The sequence below is a fragment of the Streptomyces sp. NPDC001594 genome (assembly GCF_042893675.1).
Taxonomy (GTDB): Bacteria; Actinomycetota; Actinomycetes; order Streptomycetales; family Streptomycetaceae; genus Streptomyces.
Map to the genome: position 1 here is coordinate 306661 of NZ_JBIAVB010000005.1, position 23644 is coordinate 330304.

General features: G+C 75.5%; 18 protein-coding genes. 10 read left to right on the forward strand and 8 right to left on the reverse strand.

Annotated elements, in window-relative coordinates; all coding sequences use genetic code 11:
• Window positions 1-82 precede the first annotated feature (82 nt).
• Both ACFY0O_RS12900 and ACFY0O_RS12905 read left to right on the forward strand, forming a co-directional pair.
• Window positions 83-2641 carry an ATP-grasp domain-containing protein gene (locus tag ACFY0O_RS12900; RefSeq protein WP_388946315.1) on the forward strand — a complete coding sequence of 853 codons (2559 nt, stop codon included), beginning with the start codon at window positions 83-85 and terminating at the stop codon, window positions 2639-2641.
• Window positions 2638-3906, forward strand: a complete 1269-nt coding sequence (locus ACFY0O_RS12905) for an MFS transporter (RefSeq protein WP_358893330.1) — start codon at window positions 2638-2640, stop codon at window positions 3904-3906. The genes ACFY0O_RS12900 and ACFY0O_RS12905 overlap by 4 nt, the downstream gene beginning before the upstream one ends.
• A gap of 84 nt (window positions 3907-3990) precedes the next feature.
• On the opposite strand, the gene ACFY0O_RS12910 is transcribed toward ACFY0O_RS12905, so the two are convergent.
• The 3 genes from ACFY0O_RS12910 to ACFY0O_RS12920 all read right to left on the reverse strand — a co-directional run bounded on the left by ACFY0O_RS12910 (window position 3991) and on the right by ACFY0O_RS12920 (window position 5926).
• Window positions 3991-4893, reverse strand: coding sequence for a carbonic anhydrase (locus ACFY0O_RS12910; protein WP_388946318.1), 903 nt, complete (start codon window positions 4891-4893; stop codon window positions 3991-3993).
• A gap of 140 nt (window positions 4894-5033) precedes the next feature.
• The gene (locus ACFY0O_RS12915) at window positions 5034-5264 is read right to left on the reverse strand and encodes a DUF6296 family protein (protein ID WP_388946321.1); all 231 of its coding nucleotides are present in this window, start codon (window positions 5262-5264) and stop codon (window positions 5034-5036) included.
• Between the two features lie 32 nt (window positions 5265-5296).
• Window positions 5297-5926, reverse strand: a complete 630-nt coding sequence (locus ACFY0O_RS12920; protein WP_388946323.1) for a hypothetical protein — start codon at window positions 5924-5926, stop codon at window positions 5297-5299.
• Between the two features lie 190 nt (window positions 5927-6116).
• Here ACFY0O_RS12920 and ACFY0O_RS12925 point away from each other — a divergent pair, with 190 nt between their 5' ends.
• Window positions 6117-6764 carry a MerR family transcriptional regulator gene (locus ACFY0O_RS12925; RefSeq protein WP_388946326.1) on the forward strand — a complete coding sequence of 216 codons (648 nt, stop codon included), beginning with the start codon at window positions 6117-6119 and terminating at the stop codon, window positions 6762-6764.
• Window positions 6765-6803: 39 nt separating this feature from the next.
• Here ACFY0O_RS12925 and ACFY0O_RS12930 read toward each other — a convergent pair whose 3' ends face one another.
• Window positions 6804-7424, reverse strand: a complete 621-nt coding sequence (locus ACFY0O_RS12930) for an L-threonylcarbamoyladenylate synthase (protein WP_388946329.1) — start codon at window positions 7422-7424, stop codon at window positions 6804-6806.
• Window positions 7425-7600: 176 nt separating this feature from the next.
• Between ACFY0O_RS12930 and ACFY0O_RS12935 the strand changes: the two genes are divergently transcribed.
• The 3 genes from ACFY0O_RS12935 to ACFY0O_RS12945 are packed head-to-tail and all read left to right on the forward strand — an operon-like array spanning window position 7601 to window position 11543.
• Window positions 7601-9043, forward strand: coding sequence for an Ig-like domain-containing protein (locus ACFY0O_RS12935; RefSeq protein ID WP_388946711.1), 1443 nt, complete (start codon window positions 7601-7603; stop codon window positions 9041-9043).
• On the forward strand, window positions 9040-10353 hold the full coding sequence (locus ACFY0O_RS12940; protein WP_388946331.1) for an MFS transporter: 1314 nt from the start codon (window positions 9040-9042) through the stop codon (window positions 10351-10353). The genes ACFY0O_RS12935 and ACFY0O_RS12940 overlap by 4 nt, the downstream gene beginning before the upstream one ends.
• The gene (locus tag ACFY0O_RS12945; RefSeq protein WP_388946332.1) at window positions 10350-11543 is read left to right on the forward strand and encodes an anhydro-N-acetylmuramic acid kinase; all 1194 of its coding nucleotides are present in this window, start codon (window positions 10350-10352) and stop codon (window positions 11541-11543) included. The genes ACFY0O_RS12940 and ACFY0O_RS12945 overlap by 4 nt, the downstream gene beginning before the upstream one ends.
• Before the next feature lie 38 nt (window positions 11544-11581).
• Here the strand turns inward: ACFY0O_RS12945 and ACFY0O_RS12950 are convergent, their stop codons facing one another.
• The 3 genes from ACFY0O_RS12950 to ACFY0O_RS12960 form a co-directional block, all read right to left on the reverse strand.
• Complete coding sequence (locus ACFY0O_RS12950; protein WP_388946335.1) at window positions 11582-12367, reverse strand: SDR family oxidoreductase; 786 nt, start codon at window positions 12365-12367, stop codon at window positions 11582-11584.
• Between the two features lie 79 nt (window positions 12368-12446).
• A complete protein-coding gene (locus ACFY0O_RS12955) occupies window positions 12447-13025 on the reverse strand; it encodes a TetR/AcrR family transcriptional regulator (RefSeq protein WP_388946338.1) in 579 nt (192 codons plus the stop codon).
• A 33-nt stretch (window positions 13026-13058) separates the two neighbouring features.
• The gene (locus ACFY0O_RS12960; protein WP_388946340.1) at window positions 13059-14966 is read right to left on the reverse strand and encodes a hypothetical protein; all 1908 of its coding nucleotides are present in this window, start codon (window positions 14964-14966) and stop codon (window positions 13059-13061) included.
• A gap of 291 nt (window positions 14967-15257) precedes the next feature.
• Here ACFY0O_RS12960 and ACFY0O_RS12965 point away from each other — a divergent pair, with 291 nt between their 5' ends.
• The 4 genes from ACFY0O_RS12965 (at window position 15258) to ACFY0O_RS12980 (ending at window position 22363) form a co-directional block, all read left to right on the forward strand.
• The gene (locus ACFY0O_RS12965) at window positions 15258-16727 is read left to right on the forward strand and encodes a multicopper oxidase family protein (RefSeq protein ID WP_388946342.1); all 1470 of its coding nucleotides are present in this window, start codon (window positions 15258-15260) and stop codon (window positions 16725-16727) included.
• Between the two features lie 147 nt (window positions 16728-16874).
• A complete protein-coding gene (locus ACFY0O_RS12970) occupies window positions 16875-20072 on the forward strand; it encodes an amidohydrolase family protein (protein ID WP_388946344.1) in 3198 nt (1065 codons plus the stop codon).
• Between the two features lie 63 nt (window positions 20073-20135).
• A complete protein-coding gene (locus ACFY0O_RS12975; RefSeq protein WP_388946347.1) occupies window positions 20136-21650 on the forward strand; it encodes an alpha/beta hydrolase in 1515 nt (504 codons plus the stop codon).
• Window positions 21651-21694: 44 nt separating this feature from the next.
• Window positions 21695-22363 (forward strand): DUF2278 family protein, encoded by a 669-nt coding sequence (locus ACFY0O_RS12980; RefSeq protein ID WP_388946350.1) that lies wholly within the window; start codon window positions 21695-21697, stop codon window positions 22361-22363.
• Window positions 22364-22371: 8 nt separating this feature from the next.
• On the opposite strand, the gene ACFY0O_RS12985 is transcribed toward ACFY0O_RS12980, so the two are convergent.
• Window positions 22372-23490, reverse strand: a complete 1119-nt coding sequence (locus tag ACFY0O_RS12985) for a peptidoglycan recognition protein (protein WP_388946351.1) — start codon at window positions 23488-23490, stop codon at window positions 22372-22374.
• Between the last annotated feature and the right edge of the window lie 154 nt (window positions 23491-23644).

The window sequence follows — 23644 nt, forward strand, 5'->3', positions numbered from 1 at the left end:
CGCCCCCCACCGTCCGCACCCCGACGCCCCGCCCGAGTACGAGCCCGAAATTCCCTGCCGCCGCAGGGGGAGAAGAGAGCGAATGAACCCCGAGCGCACCCTGCTGCTCGTCGGTGGAACCGACGAGACCGTGCAGAAGGCCCACGACCTGGGGCTGAACGTGCTGCTCCTCCAGCACCCGACCAAGGTGAGCGAGCTGCAGAACCGGCTCGCCGCGGCCGTGGAGGTCGTCGACTTCACCGAGTGGTCCCTCGTCGAGCCCCTGGTGCGGGCCTGGCACGAGAGCCCCGGTTTCGCCGCGGCCGTCTCCCTCACCGAGCCGGGACTGGAGAACGCGGGCCGGATCAACGACCTCTACGGGCTCGGGGGCACCGGCTACGAGGTCACCGCCCGGATCCGGGACAAGGCCGCCATGCGCCGCTACGTCGCCGAGCACGACCCGGAGCACGCGGTGGGCGCCCGCTCCCTGAAGACCCGTGAGGACCTGGACGCCTTCGGCGCCTCCTACGGCTTCCCCTTCATCGTCAAGCCCGTCGACGCCACCGCGAGCATCGGCGTCATGCGGGTGCGGGGACCCGAGGACGCCGACCGGGTCTGGGACGAGGTCACCCGGCTGTCGGGCACCCGCACCGACCGGGTCTCCTCCCTCTTCGTCCTCAAGGACTTCCTGATGGAGGAGTTTCTCGACGGCCCCGAGTTCAGCGTCGAGTCCTTCAGCTTCGCCGGCCGCCACGTGATCGTCACCATCACCGAGAAGTTCACCTCGGACGGCCACTTCGCCGAACTGGGCCACGCGGTCCCCGCCCGCCTCTCCGAGGCCGACGACGCGGCGATACGCGAGGGCATACGCGGCTTCCTCGACGTGATGGGCATGCGCGACGGCGTCTGCCACACCGAGGTCCGCCTCACCGCCAAGGGCCCGCGCGTCATCGAGGGCCACAACCGCATCGGCGGCGACTCCATCCCCGAACTGGTGCGCAGCGCCTTCGGCGTCGACCTGGTCACCCTCGCCGTCGGCCACCCCTTCGGCCTGGTCGAGGAGCTGCCCGACCGGCCGCAGGCCCACGGCGGGGCCGCCGTGCGCGCCCTGGTCGGCACCCCGGGCACCACCGTCGAGGCCGTCGCCGGGCTCGACGTGGCCCGCGCCGCCGAGGGCGTCATCTCCGTCACCGTCGGCGCCAAGCCCGGCGACGGCGTGCGCGTGCTCACCGACAACTGGGACCGGCTCGGCCTGATCGCCGTCTCCGCCGAGGACACCACGGCCGCGATCCGCCGCGGCGCCGAGGTGATCCGCGAGCACATCCGCATCACCCTGGCCCGCCCCGACGGCACCACCGTCCTCGCGCAGCCCTCCGAGATCGCGCCCCGCCAGAACCTGCTGATCATCCACCGCAACCCGCTGGAGCCGTTCCCGTACCGCTCCTGGCTGCCGGACCACACCGGCGACATCGTGGTCCTCGCCAACCGCGAGAAGATCGAACTCGCCGGCGAGAAGGTCCCCGACGGCAACCTCGGCTACACCCGCCTGGAGGTCCACGACGACTTCGACTCCCCGGAGTTCGAGGCCCGGGCCCTCGAACTGATGGCGGAGCACCACATCACCGGCGTGACGGCGCTGCACGAGGGGGACATGGACCTCGCCGCCCGGCTGCGCCAGCGCTTCGGCCTGCGCGGCCCCTGGAACGACGACGTCAAGCCCTTCCGCGACAAGGCCCTGATGAAGACCCGCGCCCAGGCCTCGGGCATCGAGGTCGCCGCCTGGGTCCAGCCCCGCACCGCCGACGAGGCCCGGAGCTTCGCCGAGGCCGAGGGCTTCCCGCTGGTCTTCAAGGAGCGCAGCGGCTTCAACGCGATCGGCCTGCGCATCCTGCGCGACGAGGCCTCCCTCGAGGAGACCCTGACCGAGGCGTACGCGGCCGGCGAGCGCGACGACGTCCTGCTGGAGGGCTTCGTCCCGGGCCGCATGTGCCACGTCGACGGCGTGGTGCGCGACGGCCGCGTCGCGATGGCCTGGCCCTCGCAGTACCAGTACGACCTGTCCTCCTTCGCCTCCGACCCGGGCCCGCGCATCGACCTCACCCTCGACGAGGACGACCCGGTCACCCCGCGCCTGCTCGACCTCGCCGAGCGGGTCCTGGCCGCCCTGGCCCCCGAGGGCTCCCGGCTGCGCGACCACGCCTTCCACATGGAGGTCTTCCTCACCCCCGACGACCGCCTGGTGCTGTGCGAGATCGCCTGCCGCCCCGGCGGCGCCAAGATCCGCGAGGTCTTCCACAGCCTCTTCGGGGTGCACCTGGGCGAGTACGCCGTCCGCGCCGACGCCGGGCACCCGCTCCACGAGGCCGTCCGCACGGGCGAGGACCCGGCCGGGCTGCCGCGGCCGCGCCACATGGCCGGCCAGCTGCTGATGATGAAGCGGCCCGGACTGGTGCGCGAGCTCCCGGCCGTCCCCGACGAGCCCTGGCTCGACGGGTTCTGGCTCTACGCCGAGGAGGGGCAGGTCATCGCACCGGCGTCCGGCTCCTCCGACTTCCTGGCCGCCGCCGTGGGCACCGCACCGAACCGCGCGGAGTGCGAGCGCCGGCTGCGCGAGCTCGGTGAGTGGGTGCGCGAACACAGCGTGATCGGGGAGGCGTCATGACGGGGGCCCGCCTGTCGGCGAAGACGCGGTACATGCTGGGCATGGTGGTCGACGCCACCGGCGCCGGCATGTACCTGCCGCTGTCACTGCTGTACTTCCACCACGTGACGAAGCTGCCCCTGACCCAGGTGGGCACCCTGATGACGGCCGCCGCCGTGATCGGCCTGATCAGCAACCCGGCGGCGGGCGTCCTGATCGACCGGTTCGGCGCCAAGGCCGTCGTCACCGGCGGGTACCTGCTGCGCGCCGCGGGCTTCTGCACGTACCCGCTGGTGGACAACGGCACCACGATGTTCTGCGTGATCCTGCTGGTGGCGCTGGGCGACACCTCGTTCCCGCCGGCCATCCAGTCGTTCATCGCCGAGTTCGTCAAGGGCAACGAGCGGGACAAGCTGCTCGCCGCGCAGCGCAGCCTGCGCAACGCCGGGCTGGGCGTGGGCGGTCTGATCGCGGGCGGGGTGCTGGCCCTGGGCAGCGACGCGTTCTACTACGTGATCGTGTTCTGCACCGCGGCCGGGTACGTGCTGGCCGCCGTCTGCTTCGGGTCCATCCCGATCCCGCGGACGGCGCCCGGCGCGGGGGCTCCCCGGGTCTCCCGCAAGGGCGGCTACCGCCTGGTGGCGCGCAACCGGCCCTTCCTGGCCCTGACCCTGCTCAACGTGCCGACCGCCTTCGGCTACACGGTGCTCGCCGTCGGCATCCCGGCGTACGTCACCCAGGACCTCGGCGCGTCCACCTCGCTGGTCGGCGTCCTGTACGCGGTCAACACGGTCGGCATCGCGCTGCTGCAGATCCCCGTCACCCGGGCGCTCGTCGCCTTCCGCCGCTCCCGTGCGGTGGCCCTGGGCGCGGCCGTGTTCGCGGCCTCGTTCGTGGTCTTCGCCGCCCTCGCCGCGGTGGGCGACAACTCCGTCATCCTGGTCGGCATCTTCGCCGCGACGGTCCTGTTCACGGCGGGCGAGCTGCTGCACGGCGCCACGGCCTCGGCGCTGTGCGCGCAGGCCGCGCCCGAGGAGACGCGGGGCCGCCACCTGGCCGTCTACCAGCTCTCCTGGGCGGTGCCCAGCGCGCTGGCGCCGGCCGTCCTGACGGCGCTGCTCACCCTGTCGCCGACGGCGATGTGGCTGGTCCTCGCGGTGGGCGCGACGGTCTCGGCTTTGGGCGTGCTGCGCCTGGAGCCCAGGCTGCCGCGGGAGGCGGTGTACCCGGCCCCGAAGCCCGTGCAGAACGCCCCGGCCGACCCGGTGCGGGCGCAGCCGGCCTGACGCGGCCGCTCGCCGGAGCCCCCTGCCGTACCGCTTTCCCGCGGTCCCGGCAGGGGGCTCCGGCGTTCCCGGCCGCGGGACCCGTCAGGAGGGGAGGCCGGTGGGCACGGGGTTCTCCGTGGGCAGGCCGGTCCCGGAGGGCGTCGCGCTGCCGCCGGGGGAGGTGCTCGCGGAGGGCGTCAGGGTGCCGGCGGGCGTCCCGGAGGGCTCGGGCGTGGTGCTGGCGGTGGCGGCCGGCAGGGCGCCGGTCAGGATCTCCACCCTGCCGGTGTCGAGGGAGTAGTAGCCGCCGGCCACCGCCAGGGTGCCCTTGCGGACCAGCGGGGCCAGGTCGGCGTTGGTGCGCAGTGCGTCGGCGGTCAGCCGGACCTGGGCGCGGACCATCCGGTCCACCGGGTCCGGGCCGCCCTCCTTGACCGCCTGCTCGTACGCCGGCCGCAGGGCCTTCGCGAGCGCCTCCAGGTTCCCCGGCAGGGGCTTCCCGTCGCGCGCGGCCTTGTACGCGGCGTCGATCGCCCCGCACCGCTGGTGGCCGAGCACCAGGACCAGCGGGGTGGCGGAGGTCATCGGCCCGTACTCCACGGAGCCGGTGACCACCGGGTCCACCGCCTGCCCGCCCGTGCGCAGGACGTAGATGTCACCGAGCCCGGTGTCGAACAGCAGCTCCGGGGCCACCCGCGAGTCGATGCAGGACAGGACCACCGCGAACGGGGTCTGGCTCTGGGCGACCAGCTGACGGCGCGTGGGGTCCCGGTCGGGGTGCTGGAGGCTGCCGTCCACCCACCGCCTGTTGCCCTCCATCAGCCGCGCGTAGGCGGCGGCCGGTGTGCTCGTCGCGGGGTTGGGCGCGGCGGGCTCGGGACGGCCCCCGACCCCGCCGGCCGGGCTGGTGGCCGTCGCCGTGCAGGCCGAGAGCGTGCCCACGGCGAACGCCGCCAGGCCGCCGGCCAGCAGGGCCGTGCGGCGCGGCACTCCTGCGCTGTCCATCGCTTTCCCTCCGGGGTCGCCGAACGGCTCCCGTACGGGGGCCCAGGTGACCATCGGACGGGGTGCGGGCGCGCGGCGGGCGCAGGCGCGAGGGGGAGCGGCCGGGTTTCGCACCGTCGGCCCACACGGCGCGGGGCCGCTCAGGAGGGCAGCGGGCGCGCCGTCACGGAGTGGGACGGGGCCTGGTGGCCGCCCGTGGCCAGCATGCGCACCTCGCCCCGGTCGCTGATCTCGGCGCGCACGATCCCGGTGGCGTCCGCGTAGACCGGATGCCCGCCGGGACCGGTCGCCTGGGTGCGGTCCACGACCACGGTGTCCTCGCCCGTCCCGGCGCCGCCGGGGAACCTCAGCTCGTAGCGTCCCGTGCTCATGTCTCCATCGTGGGCCGCTCCCGCCCGCCCCGCTATGCGGGAGCGGCGCAGATCACGTCGTACGGGCGTCCGATGGAGAGGGTCAGCTCCATGGGCTCCGTCGTGCCCGCCGGGCACTGCTCCTTCTCCTTGACCAGGTCGAGCACCTTGAAGGCGTCGTGCCCGGCGGTCGCGCAGGCCACCTCCTGGGCGGAGGAGGAGACGCAGTCGCCCTTCACCAGCTGCCCGCCGCCGGCCCCCGCGTCCCCGGGGTGGTCGCCGGAGAGGTTGCGGCCGCACACCGTGTGGGTGGGGATGCCGCCGCCCTTGGAACCGTCCTTGGAGGAGCCGTACGACACGGACACCCGGATCATCAGGTCCGTCCCGGCCGGGCACTGGATCGACCCGGGCAGGATCCCGGCCGAGGTCACCTCCAGCGCCTTGAAGGTGGCGCCCGACTCGTCGCAGCCCATCGCCCGGTAGCCGTCCGGCGTCTGCTTGGGGTCGGGGCCGCCGCAGTCGCCGACCTTCCAGGACCCGCCGCCGCCCTTCGAGGACGAGGAGGACCCGGACCCGCCGTCCTTGCCGCTGCACGCCGCGGTGAGCGCGAGGCTCAGTCCGAGCGCCGCCACGAGGCCGGCCCGCCGGGCGGCGGTGCGTCGGGTACTGCCGTGCTGGAACATCGTTCTCCCTATCGTTTCGGTGCTCCGGCGGCAGCACCCCCGTGGCCGCCGCCGGCCCGTACTGGGCATGTCGGACCAGATGACTCCGTACGTGGCGGAGACGGGGCCTCCGGATGGTGCGGGTCGGATAGCGTGACGGTCCAACAGGGTGTGATGAGATAGTGGCGCTATCCAAGGGAAGGCGCAAGGGATGCGGCTGTCGGAGTTGAGCGAACGCAGTGGCCTCTCCACCGCGACCATCAAGTACTACCTGCGGGAAGGCCTGTTGACACCCGGCCGCCGGATCAGCGCCACCACCGCCGACTACGAAGAGGCCCACCTGCGCCGACTGCGCCTCGTCCGCACCCTGCTCCAGGTCGGCGGACTCTCGGTGGCGGCGGCGCGGGAGGTGCTGAAGCACGTGGACGACGACTCCCTGGGCCGGACGATGCGGCTGGGCGCCGCCCTGTGGGCGCTGCCCCACCCGCCGGCACCGGACGCCGCGCAGGACGAGGCCCTGGCCACCGCGCGCCGGGAGGTCGACCGGCTGCTGGAGGAGGTGGGCTGGGAGAGCGCCCGCGAGCTCGCCCCGCTCAACCCGGACCACACGTCGCTGGTCGAGGCGGTCGCCTCGCTGATCCGGCTGGGCTACCCGTGGGACGCGGACATGATGGCCCCCTACGCCCGGATGATGCATCAGGTCGCGGTCCACGACCTGGACTTCGTGGAGACCTACCCCTCGGAGGCGGAGCGGGTCGAGGCGGCCGTGGCCGCCACCATCCTCATCGAACCGATCGTGCGGGCCATGCACCGCATCGCCCAGCAGGAGGAAACAGTCCGCCGCTACGGGATCAACTGACGGGCGCACCGGGCCCGCACGGCGCGGGCCCGGCGGCGGCTACTCGAAGCGGCTGGTGTCGCCCGCGCCCCGGCGGATGATCTCGGCCTCGCCGGAGGAGAAGTCGATGACGGTCGTCGGCCGGGTCCCGCAGTCCCCGGAGTCCACGACGGCGTCCACCACGTGGTCGAGCCGCTCCTTGATCTCCCAGCCCTGGGTCATCGGCTCCTCCTCGCCGGGCAGCAGCAGGGTGCTGGAGAGCAGCGGCTCACCCAGCTCCTCCAGCAGGGCCTGGGCCACCAGGTGGTCGGGGATCCGCACGCCGACCGTCTTCTTCTTCGGGTGCTGCAGCTGGCGCGGCACCTCCGACGTGGCCTTCAGGATGAACGTGTAGGCGCCCGGGGTCGACGCCTTGATCGCGCGGAACACGTCGTTGTCCACGTGCACGAACTGCCCCAGCTGCGCGAAGTTCTGGCACACGAGCGTGAAGTGGTGCTTGTCGTCGAGCTCGCGGATCTGCCGGATCCGTGCCAGGCCCTCCCGGTTGCCCAGCTGGCACCCCAGCGCGAAGCAGGAGTCCGTGGGATATGCGATGAGCGCGCCGGAGCGGATGCTGTCGGCCACGCCGCTGATGGTGCGCCGCTGAGGGTTCTCGGGGTGCACGTCGAAGTACTTCGCCATCCGCCGAGCCTACGGGACGGGGACGGAGCCGTTCCGCTCCACCCGCCCCTGCTCCGTCCGGGTTCACTTGCGGTGCCCGTTCGGCCGCAGGACCGAGCGTACGATCATCGGTCCGTCTTCCTGTCGCTTTGATGCTCCCATCCGGCACGCACGACGACTGGGAGGGCCGCGTGGCTATGTCGCGCAAGAAGGCGTGGACCACGGCGGCCGCGGTGACGGGAGCCCTGCTCGCCGTCGCCGCCGCACCCGGCCGCACCCCCGGCACCGAAGCCCCGGGGGAGCCCGGAGCGCCCGCCGCGCCGGACGCGGCGGTCACCCTGGTCGTCGGACGGGCCCTGGACGCGCGGGCCCTGGACCGGGGCCCCGCCCCCGCCGCCCGCTGGTGCGCCGCCCCCGCCTTCGCGAGCGGCCCGTGCGGCACCTGGCACGAGCAGCGGGTACGGGCCACCGCCCAGGGCGCCGCCGACCTCCTGTGGAACCCGGCCCTCGGCAGCACCGGCACGCTCCCCACCGACGCCGGCGGCCCGTTGGAGATCTCCCTCGCCCACGCCGAGGCCGGCCGCCTCACCGACGTGACCGTGCACGACGGACACGGCCGCCTGCTCGCCGGGGAGGTCGCCCCCGCCGGCGGCCGCTGGCACAACACCGAACCCCTGCGCGCGGGGGAGGCCTACACCCTCCGGGTCGGCGCCCAGGACGGCGAAGGCCGCCCCGTCGGGGTGACCCTCGCCTTCCGCACCGCCCTCCCCACCGGTGAAGGGGGCCGCCTCACCGCCGAGTTCGGCCCCCGCCCCGGCACGTACGGGGCCGGGGAGATCGTCACCGCCGAACTGAGCCACCCCGTGCCCGCCGACGCCCCCGAACTGCGCGCCCGCGTGGAACAGGCCCTCCAGGTCACCTCCGAACCCCACGTCGAGGGCGCCTGGCACTGGGTCGACGACGCCACCCTGCACTTCCGGCCCCGCACCTACTGGCCCGCCCACACCGTCGTCCGCGTCCGCAGCGGCCTCGACGGAGTCGCACTCGGCGACCTCGGGTACGGAGGTCCCTCCGAGCCCCTGGAGTTCACCGTCGCCGACCGGATCGAGGCCGTCACCGACTCCGCCGCCCACGAGATGACCGTCCGCCGCAACGGCCGGACCATCCGCACCATCCCGGTCACCACCGGCAAGGCCGGCTTCCTCACCCGCAGCGGCATCAAGGTCGTCCTCGGCAAGGAGGCCAAGGTCCGCATGCGCGGCGACACCGTGGGCATCCAGAAGGGCACCAAGGAGTTCTACGACCTGCCCGTCCTCTACGCCACCCGGGTCACCTGGAGCGGCGAGTACGTGCACGCCGCGCCCTGGTCGGTCGAGGCGCAGGGGGCGGAGAACGTCAGCCACGGCTGCACCGGCATGTCCACCGAGGACGCCGCCTGGTTCTACGAGACCGTCCGCGAGGGGGACATCGTCGAGGTGGTCAACAGCGGCGGCGACCGGATGTCCCCCTTCGACAACGGCTTCGGCGACTGGAACGTGGACTGGCGGACCTGGCTGGCCGGCAGCGCCCTCACCCCCGCCTCCGCCCACCCCGCCCCGCGCACGGACGCCGCCGCCTCCCGGCTCGACCCGACGACGTGACCCCCCTCGGGCCGCTCCCCGCCGCGCCGCCGGCCCCGCCGGCGCGCCGGGTGCTGCTCGCGGGGGCGGCCGGGAACTTCGTCGAGTGGTACGAGTTCGGGGTCTACGGCTGCTTCGCCACCGTCCTCGCCGACCGGTTCTTCACCCCCGCCCCGGGCGCCGGGTCGACGGGCGCCGGCCCGCTGCTCGCCGTGTACGCCTCCTTCGCGGTGGCCTTCTTCCTGCGCCCCGCCGGAGCCCTGCTCTTCGGCCGCCTCGGCGACCGGATCGGCCGCCGCCCCGCCCTGATGCTGTCCGTGGGCCTGATGACCCTGGCCACCACCCTGATCGGCCTGCTCCCCACCCGGGACGCGGCCGGCGCCGCCGCGCCCTGGCTGCTGACCCTGCTGCGCGCCCTGCAAGGGCTCAGCGCGGGAGGGGAGTTCGGCGGCGCGGTGGCCCTGATGACCGAACAGGCACCGCCCGGCCGACGCGGCCGCCACGGCGCCTGGCAGTCCTTCACCGTCGCCCTCGGCCTCCTCGCCGGCGCCGCCACCGCCGCCCTCCTGGCCTCCGCCCTGTCCCCCCAGGCCCTCGCCGCCTGGGGCTGGCGCGTCCCCTTCCTCTTCTCCCTCCCCCTGGGCCTGACGGCCCTGAACCTCCGCAGGAACCTCCCGGACCTCCCCGGCACCGCCGCCCGCGCCACGGAGCCCGGCCCCGCCGAGGTGCTCGGCGGGGCCGCCGCCGCCCGGGCCGTGCTGCTCGGCATCGGGCGGATCATGGGCTGGTCCGCCGCCGGGTACACCTTCCTCGTGGTGCTGCCCTCCTACCTCCAGGCCACCCTCGGCGCCTCCCTCCGCGAGGCCCTCACGGCCACCGCCCTCGCCAACCTCGGCTTCGCCGCCTCGATCCTGCCCGCCGGGATCCTCAGCGACCGCGTCGGCCGGCGCCCCGTCATGCTCGCCGGAGCCCTCGCCGTCACCCTCCTCGCCCTGCCCCTCCTGCACCTCCTCCAGGACCCGGCCGCCCCGGCCCCCGCCCGGGCCGCCGCCGTCTGCGGCGCCGGCGCCGCCGTCGGGCTGCTCGCCGGGCCGGGACCCGCGATGCTCGCGGAGATGTTCCCCGGCCACGTCCGCTGCACCGGCCTCGGCGTCGCCTACGCCCTCGCCAACGCCGTGTTCTCCGGCTGCGCCGGCCTCGTCATCACCGCCCTGACCGCCGGAACGGGCGACAGCGACGTCCCGGCCTACTACGCCGCCGGCGCCTGCGCCCTCAGCGCCCTCGCCCTGGCCGGGCTGCGCGGCGACGACCACCGCCGGGCCCTGCGGTGAGGGTCGTCGGCCTGATGTCGGGCACCTCGTACGACGCCGTCGACGCGGCCGCGGCCGCCCTCACCCTCCAGGACGGCGGCGAAACCCTGCACCTGGTCCCGCTCGGCATGGTCAGCGCCCCCTACGAGGACCCCCTGCGCGCCGGGCTCGCGGCCGCCCTGCCGCCCGCGCCCACCACCCTCGCCGACGTCTGCCGCCTCGACACCCTCATCGGACGGGCCTTCGCCGGCCTGGCCGCCCGCGCCGACCGCGAACTGTGCGGGGGCCGCGCCGAACTGATCGCCTCCCACGGCCAGACCGTCTACCACTGGCGCGGCGGCGACCGCGTGCACGGCACCCTCCAGCTGGGCCGCCCCGCCTGGATCGCCGAGGCCACCGGACTCCCCGTGGTCGCCGACTTCCGCCCCGGGGACGTCGCGGCCGGCGGCCAGGGCGCGCCCCTGGTCGCCCTGATCGACCTGATGCTGCTCCGCGGCCGCCCCGGCACCCCCGCCGCCCTGAACCTCGGCGGGATCGCCAACGTCACCGCCCTGCCCCCGGCCGGGCCGCCGACCGCCTTCGACACCGGGCCCGGCAACGCCCTCCTCGACGCCGCCGTCACCGAACTCACCGCCGGGCGACTCCGGTACGACCAGGACGGCGCGCTCGCCGCCGCCGGCCGGGTCCACCCGCCCCTCCTGCGGCGCCTGCTGGCCGAGCCCTACTACCGGCTGCCCGCCCCCAAGACCACCGGCAAGGAACTCTTCCACCCCGGCCACCTGCGCGCCGCCCTCGACGGCCTCGGCCCCCTCACCCCGCCGGACCTCCTCGCCACCCTCACCCGGCTCACCGCCCGCACCGTCGCCGACGCCCTGCGCCCGCTGCGCGTCACCGAGGTCATCGCCTCCGGCGGCGGCACCCGCAACCCGGTCCTCATGCGGATGCTCCGCGAGGAACTCCCCCCGCACACCGCCCTGCTGGGCTCCGACGCGCTGGGCCTGCCCGCCGCCGCCAAGGAGGCCTACGCCTTCGCCGTGCTCGGCTTCCTCACCCTCCACGGGCTGCCGGGCAACGCCCCCGAGTGCACCGGGGCCGAAGGTCCCCGGGTCCTGGGCTCCCTCACCCCTGGCCGCCGGCCCCTGCGCCTGCCGCCCACCCCGCCCCGCCCCCCGATCCGGCTCACGGTCGGCCCACCGCGCCGCCGAGAGTGACCGGGACGATCGTCCCGGCCCCGTGCCCGGGCCGCCGGTCAGACCGTCTTGACCATCCCGCCGTCCACGACGTAGTCCGCGCCCGTGACGTTGCCGGCGACGCCGGACAGCAGGAAGACGATCACCGACGCGACCTCCCGCGCCTCGGTCAGCCGGCCGGTGGTGAGGCCGAAGTCCGCCGGGAGGCGCTCCAGGAGGACGGAGTGCTCGACCCCGGCGGCCTCGGCCACGAGCCCGCCGAACTCCGCCGGGTCCTCCCAGACGGCCGTTCGGGTCGGTCCGGGGGAGACGGTGTTCACCCGCACCCCCACCGGCCCGAACTCCTCGGCGAGCGACTTCGTCACCGCGCCCAGCGCCGCCTTGGCCGCGCTGTAGGCCACCGGCCCGGTCGCGGGCAGGCGGGAGCAGACCGAGGAGACGTTGACGACGGCGCCGCGGCGCTCGGCCAGTCCGGGCAGGACGGCGCGGGTCAGGCGCACCGCGCTCATCAGGTTGAGGTCCAGGTACCGCGCCCACTGGCCGTCGTCGCTGTCCAGGAACCCGGTGAGCCCGCCCTCCGGGTCGCCCCCGCCCACGTTGTTCACGAGCAGGTCGACCGCGCCGAGTTCGGCGTGCGCGGCGTCCGCGAGGGCGGCCACCCCGGCGGCGGTGGCCAGGTCGGCGGCGACCCCGCGGGCGCCGGAGGCGGCGAGCTCCGGCGTGACCGTGCGGGCGGCGCCGACGACGCGTACGCCCTCCTCCACCAGCAGCCGTACCGTGGCGAGGCCTATGCCCCGGCTCGCGCCGGTGACGATCGCGGTCTTGTCGTGCAGTCCGAGCTTCATGGTTCCCCAGTTCTTGAGCTACAGGTACAAAACATGGGCATGGGGAGCCCGCCCCGTGCGGGGCGGGTCCGTGAGGGCGTCAGAGCGAGTCGACGGTGGCCTCGACCGCCAGGGAGAGGCGCTCGGGGCCTTCGGCGACGCGTGCCAGCAGGCGCAGCCCGACGGCCGTGCTCAGCAGCATGCTGCCGACCGCGCGGGCGTCCCGCTCCGGTGAGATCTCCCCGGAGCGCCGGCCCTCCTCGACCAGCGCCCGCAGGGCTTCCTCCGTCCGGTCGAACATCCGCCGTACCAGGTCGGCGGCCACGTCGTCGGCCCCGGCCAGTTCGGCGGCGGTGTTCACCGCCATGCAGCCGCGCCGGTCCGGATCGGTGAGGTCCATCTCCACGAGCATCCGCAGGGCGGCCCTCAGCCGGTCCTTCACGGGGCCGTCCCCGCCCAGCAGTTCGATCACGGCCAGCGCCTGGCTGTCGCGGTAGCGCCGCAGGGCCAGTTCGAACAGGGCGTGCTTGCTGCCGAAGGCGTGGTACAGGCTGCCCTTGCCGATGCCGAGCGCGTCGACCAGGTCCTGCGGGGTGGTGGCGGCGTAACCCTGCCGCCAGAACACCTGCATGGCCTGCTCGACGGCGGCTTCAGGATCGAACTGCTTCGGCCTTCCCATGATCGTGATTCAACATCATTCTGTACCCTCGGGTCAACTACGGGCCCTCGGGGGCGTCTCCGCCCCCCTGCCCTCCTGCGCGCCGAGGGTCAGCAGCACCAGGGCGTCCGTCCACCCCAGCGGAACGACGGCCTTCGGCTGCCCCGTCGCGTCCACCGTCTCCGGCAGCTCACCCAGCAGGTTCCGCCGTTCCAGCACCCAGTCGAGCACCGCGCCGCCCTTGGCGCGTTCGCCCGAGGAGGCCCAGGCCAGCGCGAAGAACGAGGTGCTCGCCGTCCAGGTGACGTCCCCCCACCGGGTGTCGGGGTCGCTGCCCGGCACCAGCCCGCCGTTGGGCCGCCGCAGCTCCCGGTAGGTGTCGTCGAGCGCCCGGGGCAGGTCCGCGGGCGCCGTGTTGAACGGGGGCGCCATGAACGCCGCCGCGCTGTCGCGCCCGTGCAGCCCGTCCGCGGTGCGCCCGTAGCCGAGCGGGGCGAACCGCTTCGCGATGGCCGCCTCCAGCCGGCCGGCGGCCTGCGCCCAGCGCCCGGCGTCCGCGTCCCGGCCCAGTTCCCGGGCGAGGTCGGAGGCGGCGTTCAGCCCGGCCAGCAGCGGGGCCGCGGTACCGATGTTCGCCGTCGTGGTGGGCAGCTCCCAGTAGTCGGGGGAGGCGGGCGGCAGTCCCTGCGCGTCCAGTGAACCGGCGGCGAAGTCGGCCGCCTTCGCCAGCGCCGGGTACAGGGCCCGCAGCCGCTCCGCCCGGCCCGCCTCCGGCGCCGTCCGGTACCACTGCCAGGCGGCCCAGGGGACCCAGCCGTCGGCGTCCAGCTGCCACTGCCGGGCGTCGGGCGGCCCCGACCCGTCGAGGCGCGTGCGGGCCTCCCAGGTGCCGTCCGGCCGCTGGGTCCCGGCGTTGTAGCGCAGGATCCGGTACGCCTCCTCGTCATGGCCCGTGCGCGCGAACGCGGCCGCGGCGAAGGCGGAGTCCCGAGGCCAGGAGAAGTCCCAGAACGGGTACCAGGCCGCGGCGAAGGCCCCGTTGGGCCGCAGCAGTGCCCGCATCGACAGCAGCGCCCGCTCGGCGGCCTCCCGCCGGGGCCCCGAACCGCCGGGGACCGTGCCCGAGGCCAGCCAGCGCCGGGACCCGGCGATCTGCGCGAGGGCCCCCGGGTCGTCCGCGCCGACCACCCGGGACTTCGACGCGCCCGCCGGCAGGTACCGCCACCGCCCGGACGGCAGCTCCAGCACGTTGCTGCCCGGCACGTAACGGGCGCCGACGGCGAAGGCCGGCTCGACCGCCTCCACCGCCCCGCCCCCGTCGGCGAGCAGTCCCGCCGTGCGCGCCGGCTTCAGGGAGGCGGGGACGTAACAGGCCTCCACCTCCCCGCACCGCTCCGGCCCCGACGGGTTCACGTAGAACGCGAACCGCCCCCCGCCCTCCCGCCAGCCGCCCCCGTCGTACAGGGAACCGGCCGGGGCCCCCGCCGTGTCCCCCCGCGTGCCGTACCAGACCACCGGCTTGCCGTCGGCCGTCGCGGCCTGCGCGAACAGCCAGTAGCGGGTGCCCGGCCGGACGGCGGCCGACAGCGGCACCTCCACCCAGCCCGCGCCCGGCCCGCCGAGGGACGCCAGGTCGACGGCGGCGTCCGCGACCGCGGACCCCGGGTCGTCCCGCACGGCACGGACCTGCACCCGCACCCGGCCGGCCGCCGCCGAGCCGTTCAGGTACAGGCTCACCCGCTCCAGCCGGGCGGCCGCGGTGGTGAACTCCTGGGCCCCGGCGTTCCCGGTGCCGATCGCGGCCAGCGCCGCCGCGTGCCCGGCCTGCCGGTCCGGGGCCGCCCGCCGGGCCCGGGCGGGGGGCCCGCCCTCGGCGGTCGCGGCGGCCGCGCCGTCCGCCGCGTGCAGCAGAGTCGTGAGCAGGGCGGTGGCCGCCAGAACGGACCCGGTGCGCATCATCACGAAATTGCCTCCACAGTGACGAGCCGTCAGAAAGCCTGGCAGAGCGCGTGGACGGCGCTATTCATCCAATATCTCCGGCCCGGCCGCCACGTTGGTCCCGTGTGCGCGCACCACGCGCGGGACATGCCGCGAAGTCCCCCGTTCGGACGCACCCCTTCACCGGTCCTCCACAGCCGCACCAGCGGCACACCACCGGCGTCGCGCACTCTCTCCTCGTCCACCACCGCACACCAGTACGCCCACCAGTCCGACCGGCACGCCAGGCGCCGGGCCAGTACCCACGGGGGAACAGTGATCACTCGACGGACCGCACTCAAGGCAGGCGTCGCGGCCACCAGCATCGTCGGCACCGGCGGCATGCTGCTGCCCGTCGTGAACGCCACCGCGAAGGAGCCCGCCCGCGCCGCCGCGGCCGAGCTCGACGCGGCCGGCATAGCCAAGTTCACGCAGAAGATGCCGCTGCCTCCGGTCCTCTCGCCCTACTTCTCCACCAGCACCACCAGCTACTACCGGATGACCCTCAAGGAGGCCACGAAGGAGATCGTGCCGGGGCTGAGCACCCCGCTGCGCACCTTCAACGGCTCCTTCCCCGGCCCGGTCATCAAGGCGGAGTCCAACCGCCGCGTGGTGATCAAGCAGACCAACAACCTGGCGGTCCCCACCTCGATCCACCTGCACGGCGCCCACGTCCCCCAGGACAGCGACGGCTCGCCGATGGACCTCATCCCGGCCGGCGGCGGCACCAAGACGTACACGTACCCCAACACCCAGCCGCACGCGAACCTGTGGTTCCACGACCACGCCCACCACATGGAGTCGGAGAACGTCTTCCGCGGCATGACGGGCACGTACATCCTCACCGACGACGTCGAGCGCCGGCTGCCCCTGCCCGCCGGCCAGTACGACGTGCCGATCTCGCTGCGCGACGCGCGCTTCCTGGAGAGCGGCGAACTCGTCTACGCCATGGGCGACTTCATGAAGCGCAACGTGGTCCTCGCCAACGGCAAGGCCTGGCCGTACTTCGAGGTGGCCTCCCGCAAGTACCGCTTCCGCCTCACCAACACCTCCAACCAGCGCTTCTTCGACCTGTCCCTGGCCGACGACTCCGAGCTGGTGCAGATCGGCACCGACGGCGGCCTGCTGCCGGCCCCGTACCGCACGAACGTCGTCAAGATCAGCCCCGGCGAGCGCGCCGACGTGGTCATCGACTTCTCCCGCTACCCCGTCGGCACCGTCATCGAGCTCCGCAACAAGGACATCGCCCCCTTCGAGTCGTCGGACGTCGTCGGCAAGGTGCTCCAGTTCCGCGTCACCCGCACCGCCCCGGACCACAGCTCCGTCCCCGAGCGGCTGCGCACCCTGCCCGAGCTGGGCACGGCCACGGTCAACCGCGACTTCGACATGCACATGGACGAGGCCCCCGGCGGCAGCGCGTACATCAACGGCAAGACGTTCGACATGGACCGGATCGACACCGAGATCGCCTACGGCGCCACCGAGATCTGGACCGTCACCAACAGCAACAAGATCGCCCCGCACAACTTCCACATGCACCTGGTCCAGTTCCGGGTGCTGGAGCGCAACGGCCGGCCGGTCACCTCCGGCCCCGAGACCGGCCTCAAGGACACCGTCCCGCTCAAGCCGGGCGAGACCGTCAAGCTCCAGGCCACCTTCACCGGTTACCGCGGGACCTACGTGTACCACTGCCACCTGTTCGACCACGGCGCGATGGGCATGATGGCCAATATGCGCATCTCCTGACGCCCTCCACCCCGCATATCCTCACCCCGGCGGACACGGGCCCGCCGGGGTGAGCCCGTGTCCGGGGCCGTTGCCCGGGCGGGGTCCCCCTCGTTCGGCAGGCCGACGGGACCGGCGGGCGGAACCGGGGGAGCGGAGGGCGGCCGGATGCGGATCGCGCGCAGGACGGTACTTCAGGCGGCTTCGGCCGGAACGCTGACGGCGCTGCTCGGACAGCCGCGGGCCGGGGCCGAGCCCGCCGCCCCCGGCCGGGACCCGGCGCAGGAGAGCGCCACGGTCCGGTTGCGGTTCACCCGGACGACCAACGGCGCCGCCACCGCCACCCCCTCCCTGGACCGCGTGGTCGCCGAGGTCCAGGGCGTCCTGTGGTCACTGCCCCGCGACGGCTCCCCGGCGACCCGGCTCACCCCCTCCGACCTGGAACCCGGCCGGCCCGTCCTCTCCCCGGACGGCAGCCGGGTCGCCCTGTGCGCCTACCGCGGCGGGAACTTCCACATCTGGGTGATGCGCGCCGACGGCACCGGACTGCGCCGCCTCACCGACGGCCCCTTCGACCACCGCGCCCCCGCCTGGTCGCCCGACGGCCGCAGCCTCGCCTTCTGCTCCGAGCGCGGCGGCGACCCCGTCGCGGGCAGCCCGTACCGGATCTGGACCGTGGCCCTCGGCGACGGCGGCCTGCGCCGCCTCACCGGCCTGCCCGGCCAGGACGGCCCGGAACAGGGCGGCGCCTGGGAGGACTTCGACCCCGTCTTCACCCCCGACGGCTCCCGCGTGCTGTTCGTCCGCGCCACCCCCGTCGGGGACGCCCTCACCGGCCGCACCCTCGCCTCCGCGGCCGCCGACGGCACCGGCCCCGTCCGCACGGAGCACACCGCCGCCGAAGGCAGCCTGCTGGCCCCCGCCCTCTCCCCGGCCGGACGCACCGCCTGGCTCTGCGCCACCCCCGGCCCCCGCAAGGCCGAGCACCTGACCCTCTACGCCGACGGCCGCCCCGTCCCCCTCGACGGCGACCTCGCCCCGGCGCCCCCGCGCTGGCTCGGCGAGGACCGGCTGCTGGTCACCCTCGACGGGCGCTTCCGCGCCCTCCGCCCCCACCGCGACCGCACCGGCGAGGAGATCCCCCTCGACGCCACCCTGGAGCTCGCCCGCCCCCGCTACCGGGTCAAGGAGTACGCCCTGGAGGCCGAACGCCCCCTGCCCGTCCGCGGGATCCACCTGCCCGCCCTCTCGCCCGACGGCCGCAGCGTGGCCTTCGCCGCCCTCGGCGCCCTCTGGACCGCGGACGTCACCGGGGGAGCCCCGCGCCGGATCCTCCAGGCGAAGACCACCGCCTACCCCCAGAACCCGGTGTGGAGCCCGGACGGCCGGGCCCTGCTCTGGACCGACGACCGCGACGGGCTCAACACCGTACGCCGCCGGGAGCTCGCCGACGGCCGCGAGAGCGTCCTGTCCCCGCCCGGCCGGGTCTACGGCTCCCTCTCCCCGGACGGCACCCGCCTCGCCGCCCTCGACCTCTCCGGCCGGCTCTCCGTCCGCGACCTCGCCACCGGCACAGAAACCCCGCTCGTCACCGCCCTCGGCGGCGGCGGACTGCCCAGCCCGCCCAGCTGGTCGCCCGACGGCCGCCACCTCGCCCTCTGCGACCGCAACCGGCTCAGCCGCCGCTTCCGCGAGGGCTACAACCTGATCCGGATCGTCGACACCGCCACCGGCGCCGCCCGCCTGCACGCCCTCGCCCCCCACGCCTCGCTCTCCGACCGCTACGCCTCCGGGCCCGTCTGGTCCCCCGACGGCCGCTTCCTGGCCTGCGTCAGCGAGTCCGCCCTCTGGCTGCTGCCCGTCACCCCCGACGGCACCCCCACCGGGGCGGCCCGCCGCCTCACCGACGAGAGCGCCGACCACCCCTCGTGGTCCGGGGACTCCCGCACCCTGCTCTACCAGTCCGCCGGCCGGCTGCGCCTGCTGCCCCTCGACGCCGACGGCCGCCCCGCCGGAGCACCGCGCACCGTCCCCGTCGCCCTCACCCACCGCCGCCCCACGCCCGTCGACACCGTCGTCCACGCCGGACTGCTGTGGGACGGCACCGGCACCCCGCCCCGCGCCGACGTCGACGTCCTCGTCAGCGACGGCCGCGTCACCGCCGTCGAGCCCCACCGCCCCGGCCGCCGCGCCGCCCGTACCGTCGACGCCTCGCGGGGCACCGTCCTGCCCGGCCTGTGGGACGCCCACGTCCACCCGTACCCCTACACCTACGGCGCCCGCCAAGGCGTCCTCCACCTCGCCTACGGGGTCACCACCGCCGTCTCCCTCGGCGGCTCCGCCTACGAACAGGCCCGGCTCCGCGAGGACGTCCGGGCCGGCCTGCTCGCCGCGCCCCGGCTGCTGGCCGGCGGGGAACTCCTCGACGGCTCCCGCGTCGCCTACAGCATGGGCCGCGCCCACCGCACCCCCGAGGGCTTCACCCGCTCCCTGGCCCGCGCCGCCGCCCTGGACTGGGACTTCGTCAAGACCTACGTCCGCGCCCCCTACGCCGCGATGGAGGAGGCCGCCCGCTTCGCCCACGAACGGCTCGGCGTCCTGTCCGGCTCCCACCTGTGCGCCCCCGGCATCCAGTCCGGCCAGGACCTGACCACCCATCTGATCGCCACCGAACGCGCCGAGTACGGCCACGGAGCCACCCCCGGCGGCCACACCGAGGAGGACACCCTGGAGGTGTACACCCGCGGCCGCTTCGACCTGATCGCCACCCCCTTCACGGCCTTCCCGCTCATCGGAGCCGACCCCTCCCTCGTCGCCGACGCCCGCGTCACCCGCCTGATGCCGCCCTGGGACCTCGCCGCCCTCAAGGCCGCTGCCACCCAGCCGCCCACCCCCGACCAACTCGCCGCCATGGAACGGGAAGTGGGCGTCTACCGCGCCGTCCTGGCCGACGGCGGCCGGGTCGCCCTGGGCACCGACGCCCCCCTCACCCCCGTCGGCCTCCACCTCCACCTCGCCCTGCGCGCCCTGCACCGCTACGGCCTGTCCCCGGCCGAGGCCCTCACCACCGCCACCCGCACCCCGGCCCGCGTCTTCGGCGCCGACGACCGCCTCGGGACGGTCGAACCCGGCAAGTACGCCGACCTCACCCTCGTCGACGGAGACCCCTTCACCGACTTCGACGACCTGGTCCGCGTCCGCGCGGTCCTGCGCGCCGGCACCCTCCACGAACGCGGCGCGCTGGAGACCGCCTTCCCCGCCCCCGCCCCGGCGGCCCCCGCCCCAGCCCCGGCCGCCTGGCACGCCGTCCGGCACCAGATGCAGCGGGACGCCTGCTGCAACAGCCCCTCCCGGTACGGGGGTTAGCCCCACCCGCGGCCACCGGGCCGCCGGATGGGGGCCCGGCCCCCGACCGGCGAGGCTTGCCCCATGACGACGCACCGCACCCACACCCTCCTGCTCGCCCTCGCCACCGCGACCGCCCTGACCGCGGCCGCCGCACCCGCCGCCTCCGCGGCCCCGGGGGCGGCCGCCGGCCCCCGCGCACCCCGCCTCGACTGGCGCCCCTGCGCCAAGCCCGGCGGCCCCGCCGCGCAGGAGTGCGCCGACCTCCCCGTCCCCCTCGACTACGCCGACCCGTCAGGCCCGCAGATCAGCGTGGCCGTCTCCCGCGTCCGCAGCGACCGCCCCGCGGCCCGCCGCGGCACCCTCGTCGTCATCCCCGGCGGGCCCGGCGGCTCCGGCGTCCAGCGGCTGACACAGAAGGGCGCCGCCCTGCAGAAGGAGCTCGGCGGCACGTACGACCTCGTCGCCTTCGACCCCCGGGGCGTCGGCGGCAGCACCACCGCGCACTGCGGCATCGCCCCCGAGGACCGCTACCTCACCGCCCTGCGCTCCTGGCCCGGCCCGGACGGCGGCGTCAGCGGCAACCTCGACCGCTCCCGGCGCGTCGCCGAGGCCTGCGCCGCCAACGGCGGACCCGTCCTGCGCAGCCTCACCACCGCCAACGAGGTCCGCGACCTGGACCGGCTGCGCGAGGCCCTGGGCGAGCGCAAGCTCTCCGCCTGGGGCGTCTCGTACGGCACCTACGTGGGCGCCGTGTACGCGCAGACCTACCCCGGCCGCACCGACCGCTGGGTCCTCGACAGCAGCGGAGACCCCGACCCGGCACGGGTCGCCCGGGGCTGGCTCGCCAACATGGGCCGGGGCGCCGACGACCGCTTCCCCGACTTCGCCGCCTGGGCCGCCCACCCCGACCGGGACCGCGAGGGCCTGCGCCTGGCCGGGCGCCCCGAGGAGGTGGAACCCCTGGTGCTCTCCCTCGCCGAGGCCCTGGACCGGGACCCGCGCCCGTCCACCACCGAGGGGGTGCCCCTGACCGGCAACGGTCTGCGCCAGGCCCTGCAGAACGCCCTCTACTCGGACTCCGCCTTCCCCGGCCTCGCCCGCCTCCTCCTCTCGCTGCGGGACCCGCGGGCCACCCCCGTGCTCCCGCCGGAACTGGCCCAGCCCCTGCGCGACCAGGACGCCGCGCAGATGGTCGCGGTCATCTGCAACGACGTCACCTGGCCCCTGCTGCCCGCCGCCGACCAGCAGCGCGCCGTGGACGAGGACCGCACCCGCCACCCCCTGACGGCCGGCCTGCCCGTCAACGTCACCCCCTGCTCCTTCTGGAAGACCCCGCCCACCACGCCGCCGACCCGGATCACCGACCACGGCCCCTCGAACGTCCTCATGGTCCAGAGCCGCAGGGACCCCGCCACCCCGCACTCCGGGAGCCTGCAGATGCGCCGGGCCCTGGGCGACCGGGCCGTGATGGTCACCGTCGGGCAGGGCGGCCACGGCATGTACCTCGGCAACGGCAACGCCTGCGGGGACCGCGCCGTCACCCGCTTCCTGACCACCGGAGCCCGTCCCGCCCGGGACACCGACTGCCCGAACTGACCCCCCTCCCCGCCCGCCCCGGGGGCCGGTGGTTGACTGGCCGCATGCCGCTCGACTCCTACGGCGTGCTCTCCGGGACGCTGCACCGCCACTTCCGCGACCGGCCCGGCGCCACGGGCCGCAGCTCGCGCGTCCACCTCGAGCTCGACGCGCCCGCCGGCCGCTACCGGTGCGCCGTCGACGTGGACGGCGAACCGTCCGCCGGCGGCGTCCGGTGGAAAGTGGTCACCCTGGCCGCCTCCGTCCTCGACCCGGTGCCGGCCATGGGCCCCGGCTACCACGAGCTCTCCATGTCCCGCGGCTCCGGCGCCCTCGACCTGCTGCGGCACCCGGCCCTCGCAGACCGGCGGGCCCTGCTGTTCCGGCGCCGTCCGCCCGCCTGGCTCCAGGGCCTCCGGGACCGGCTGCACCCGCCGCGCCCGTGGGTCTCGGGCTCCCCCCTCGACGCCGCCGAGGCCCTGGAGTCCATCCTGGTGCCCGGCCGTGACGTGCTGGTCTTCGGAGCGCCCTCCGACCACGGCCTGGGGATGCGCGACGTCCACCAGAACCAGGGCGCCCCCGCCGACAGCCGGTGGTGGCCCGAGAACGGCACCTGGCAGGACGGGGCCGTCCTCACCCGGCGCCCGGACGGGCAGTACGACGTCTTCCTGACCAGGTTCTCCGGCCAGGCGGACCGGACCGACGCCGACGGCCGTCCCGTGACAAGCCCCTGACCGCAGGGTCAGGCGGGCAGTTCCCCCATGCCGGGGAGCAGCCCCCCGAACGGGTCCCCGGCCCGTCGGCGCAGCGCGGGCAGCTGTCCGTACAGGGCCGTTCCCGGGCACTCGGTGGCGAACACGTCCCGGTGACCGGAGACCCGCTCCACGGTCACCCGCTCACCGCGCCGGAAGCGGCCGTTGTCGACGGACGAGGCCAGGGTCACCGTGCCGGACGGGTCGTGCCCGTACCGGCGCAGGGCCCAGCCCGCGAGCCGGGCGACCGCCTCCACGGCGGCGTCCGGGGCCTCCTCGTCCGTGTACCGGCCGATCACGGCGACACCCAGGGTGTCGGTGTTGAAGCCGAGGGTGTGCGCGCCGGTGACGGGCCGGCCGGAGCCGCCCGCCCGGCCCTCGAAGACCGTCCCGCACTTGTCGACCACGTAGTTGTAGCCGAGGTCCTTCCAGCCGTTGACCCGCTCGTGGAGGGCCTGCAGCCCGCGCACGATCGCGGGGGAGTCGGCGCAGTCGTAGGCGTTGGTCTGGGCGGTGTGGTGGACGAACACGGCCTTGACCTCCCGGCCGTACACCACCGGACTGCCGTCGTCCCGCGCCGCGCCCCAGTCGGCGCGGGACACGACGTCCGGACGGCGCGCCGGGGCCCCGGCCCCCTCGTACACGGCCGTCACGGGCCCGCCCGCCGGGCCGCCGGAACGGGGCCGGGCCGCCGGGCCGGTGCCGGGGTCGACCAGGTCCAGGCGCACTCCGGGCTCCAGGTCCGCGCCCGCGTCCGCGGCCCGTACCTCGACCCCGCCGGAGGGCCCGGCCCACCAGGGCTCGCCGGGTTCCAGCACCGTCCAGGGGGACCAGGAGCCGGAGGACCGGGACCTGGTCCGGACCCGGTACCCGGCGGGGGCGGGGGGCCGGCCCGCGGGTCCGGTGACGGCCAGCACGCTGAAGGCCGGGGTGTGCGCGGCGGTGAGGGCGGGAGCCGCCGCGCGGGCGGTGAGGGTGAAGCCCCGCGCGGCGGCGGGGGAGGGGGCGGCGGGCTGGTCCCCGGTCGCGGCCGTGGCGGTGAACGCGCAGAGCACGGCGGCGGTCACGGTCACGGCGGCGGTCTTGTGCCGTGAGCGGCGGCTTGGCACGCGGTGCTTCCCTCTCGTCGACGCAGTGCGGCGGGCGGGGGGCCGGGGGCCCGGCGGCGGCCCCCCAAATATTTTTTCCGGGTTTTTAAACGGGGGGCCGGGGGGGGGGTTAGGGGGGGCCGCCCCCGGCCCCCGGGGTACCCCCGCGGGCGCG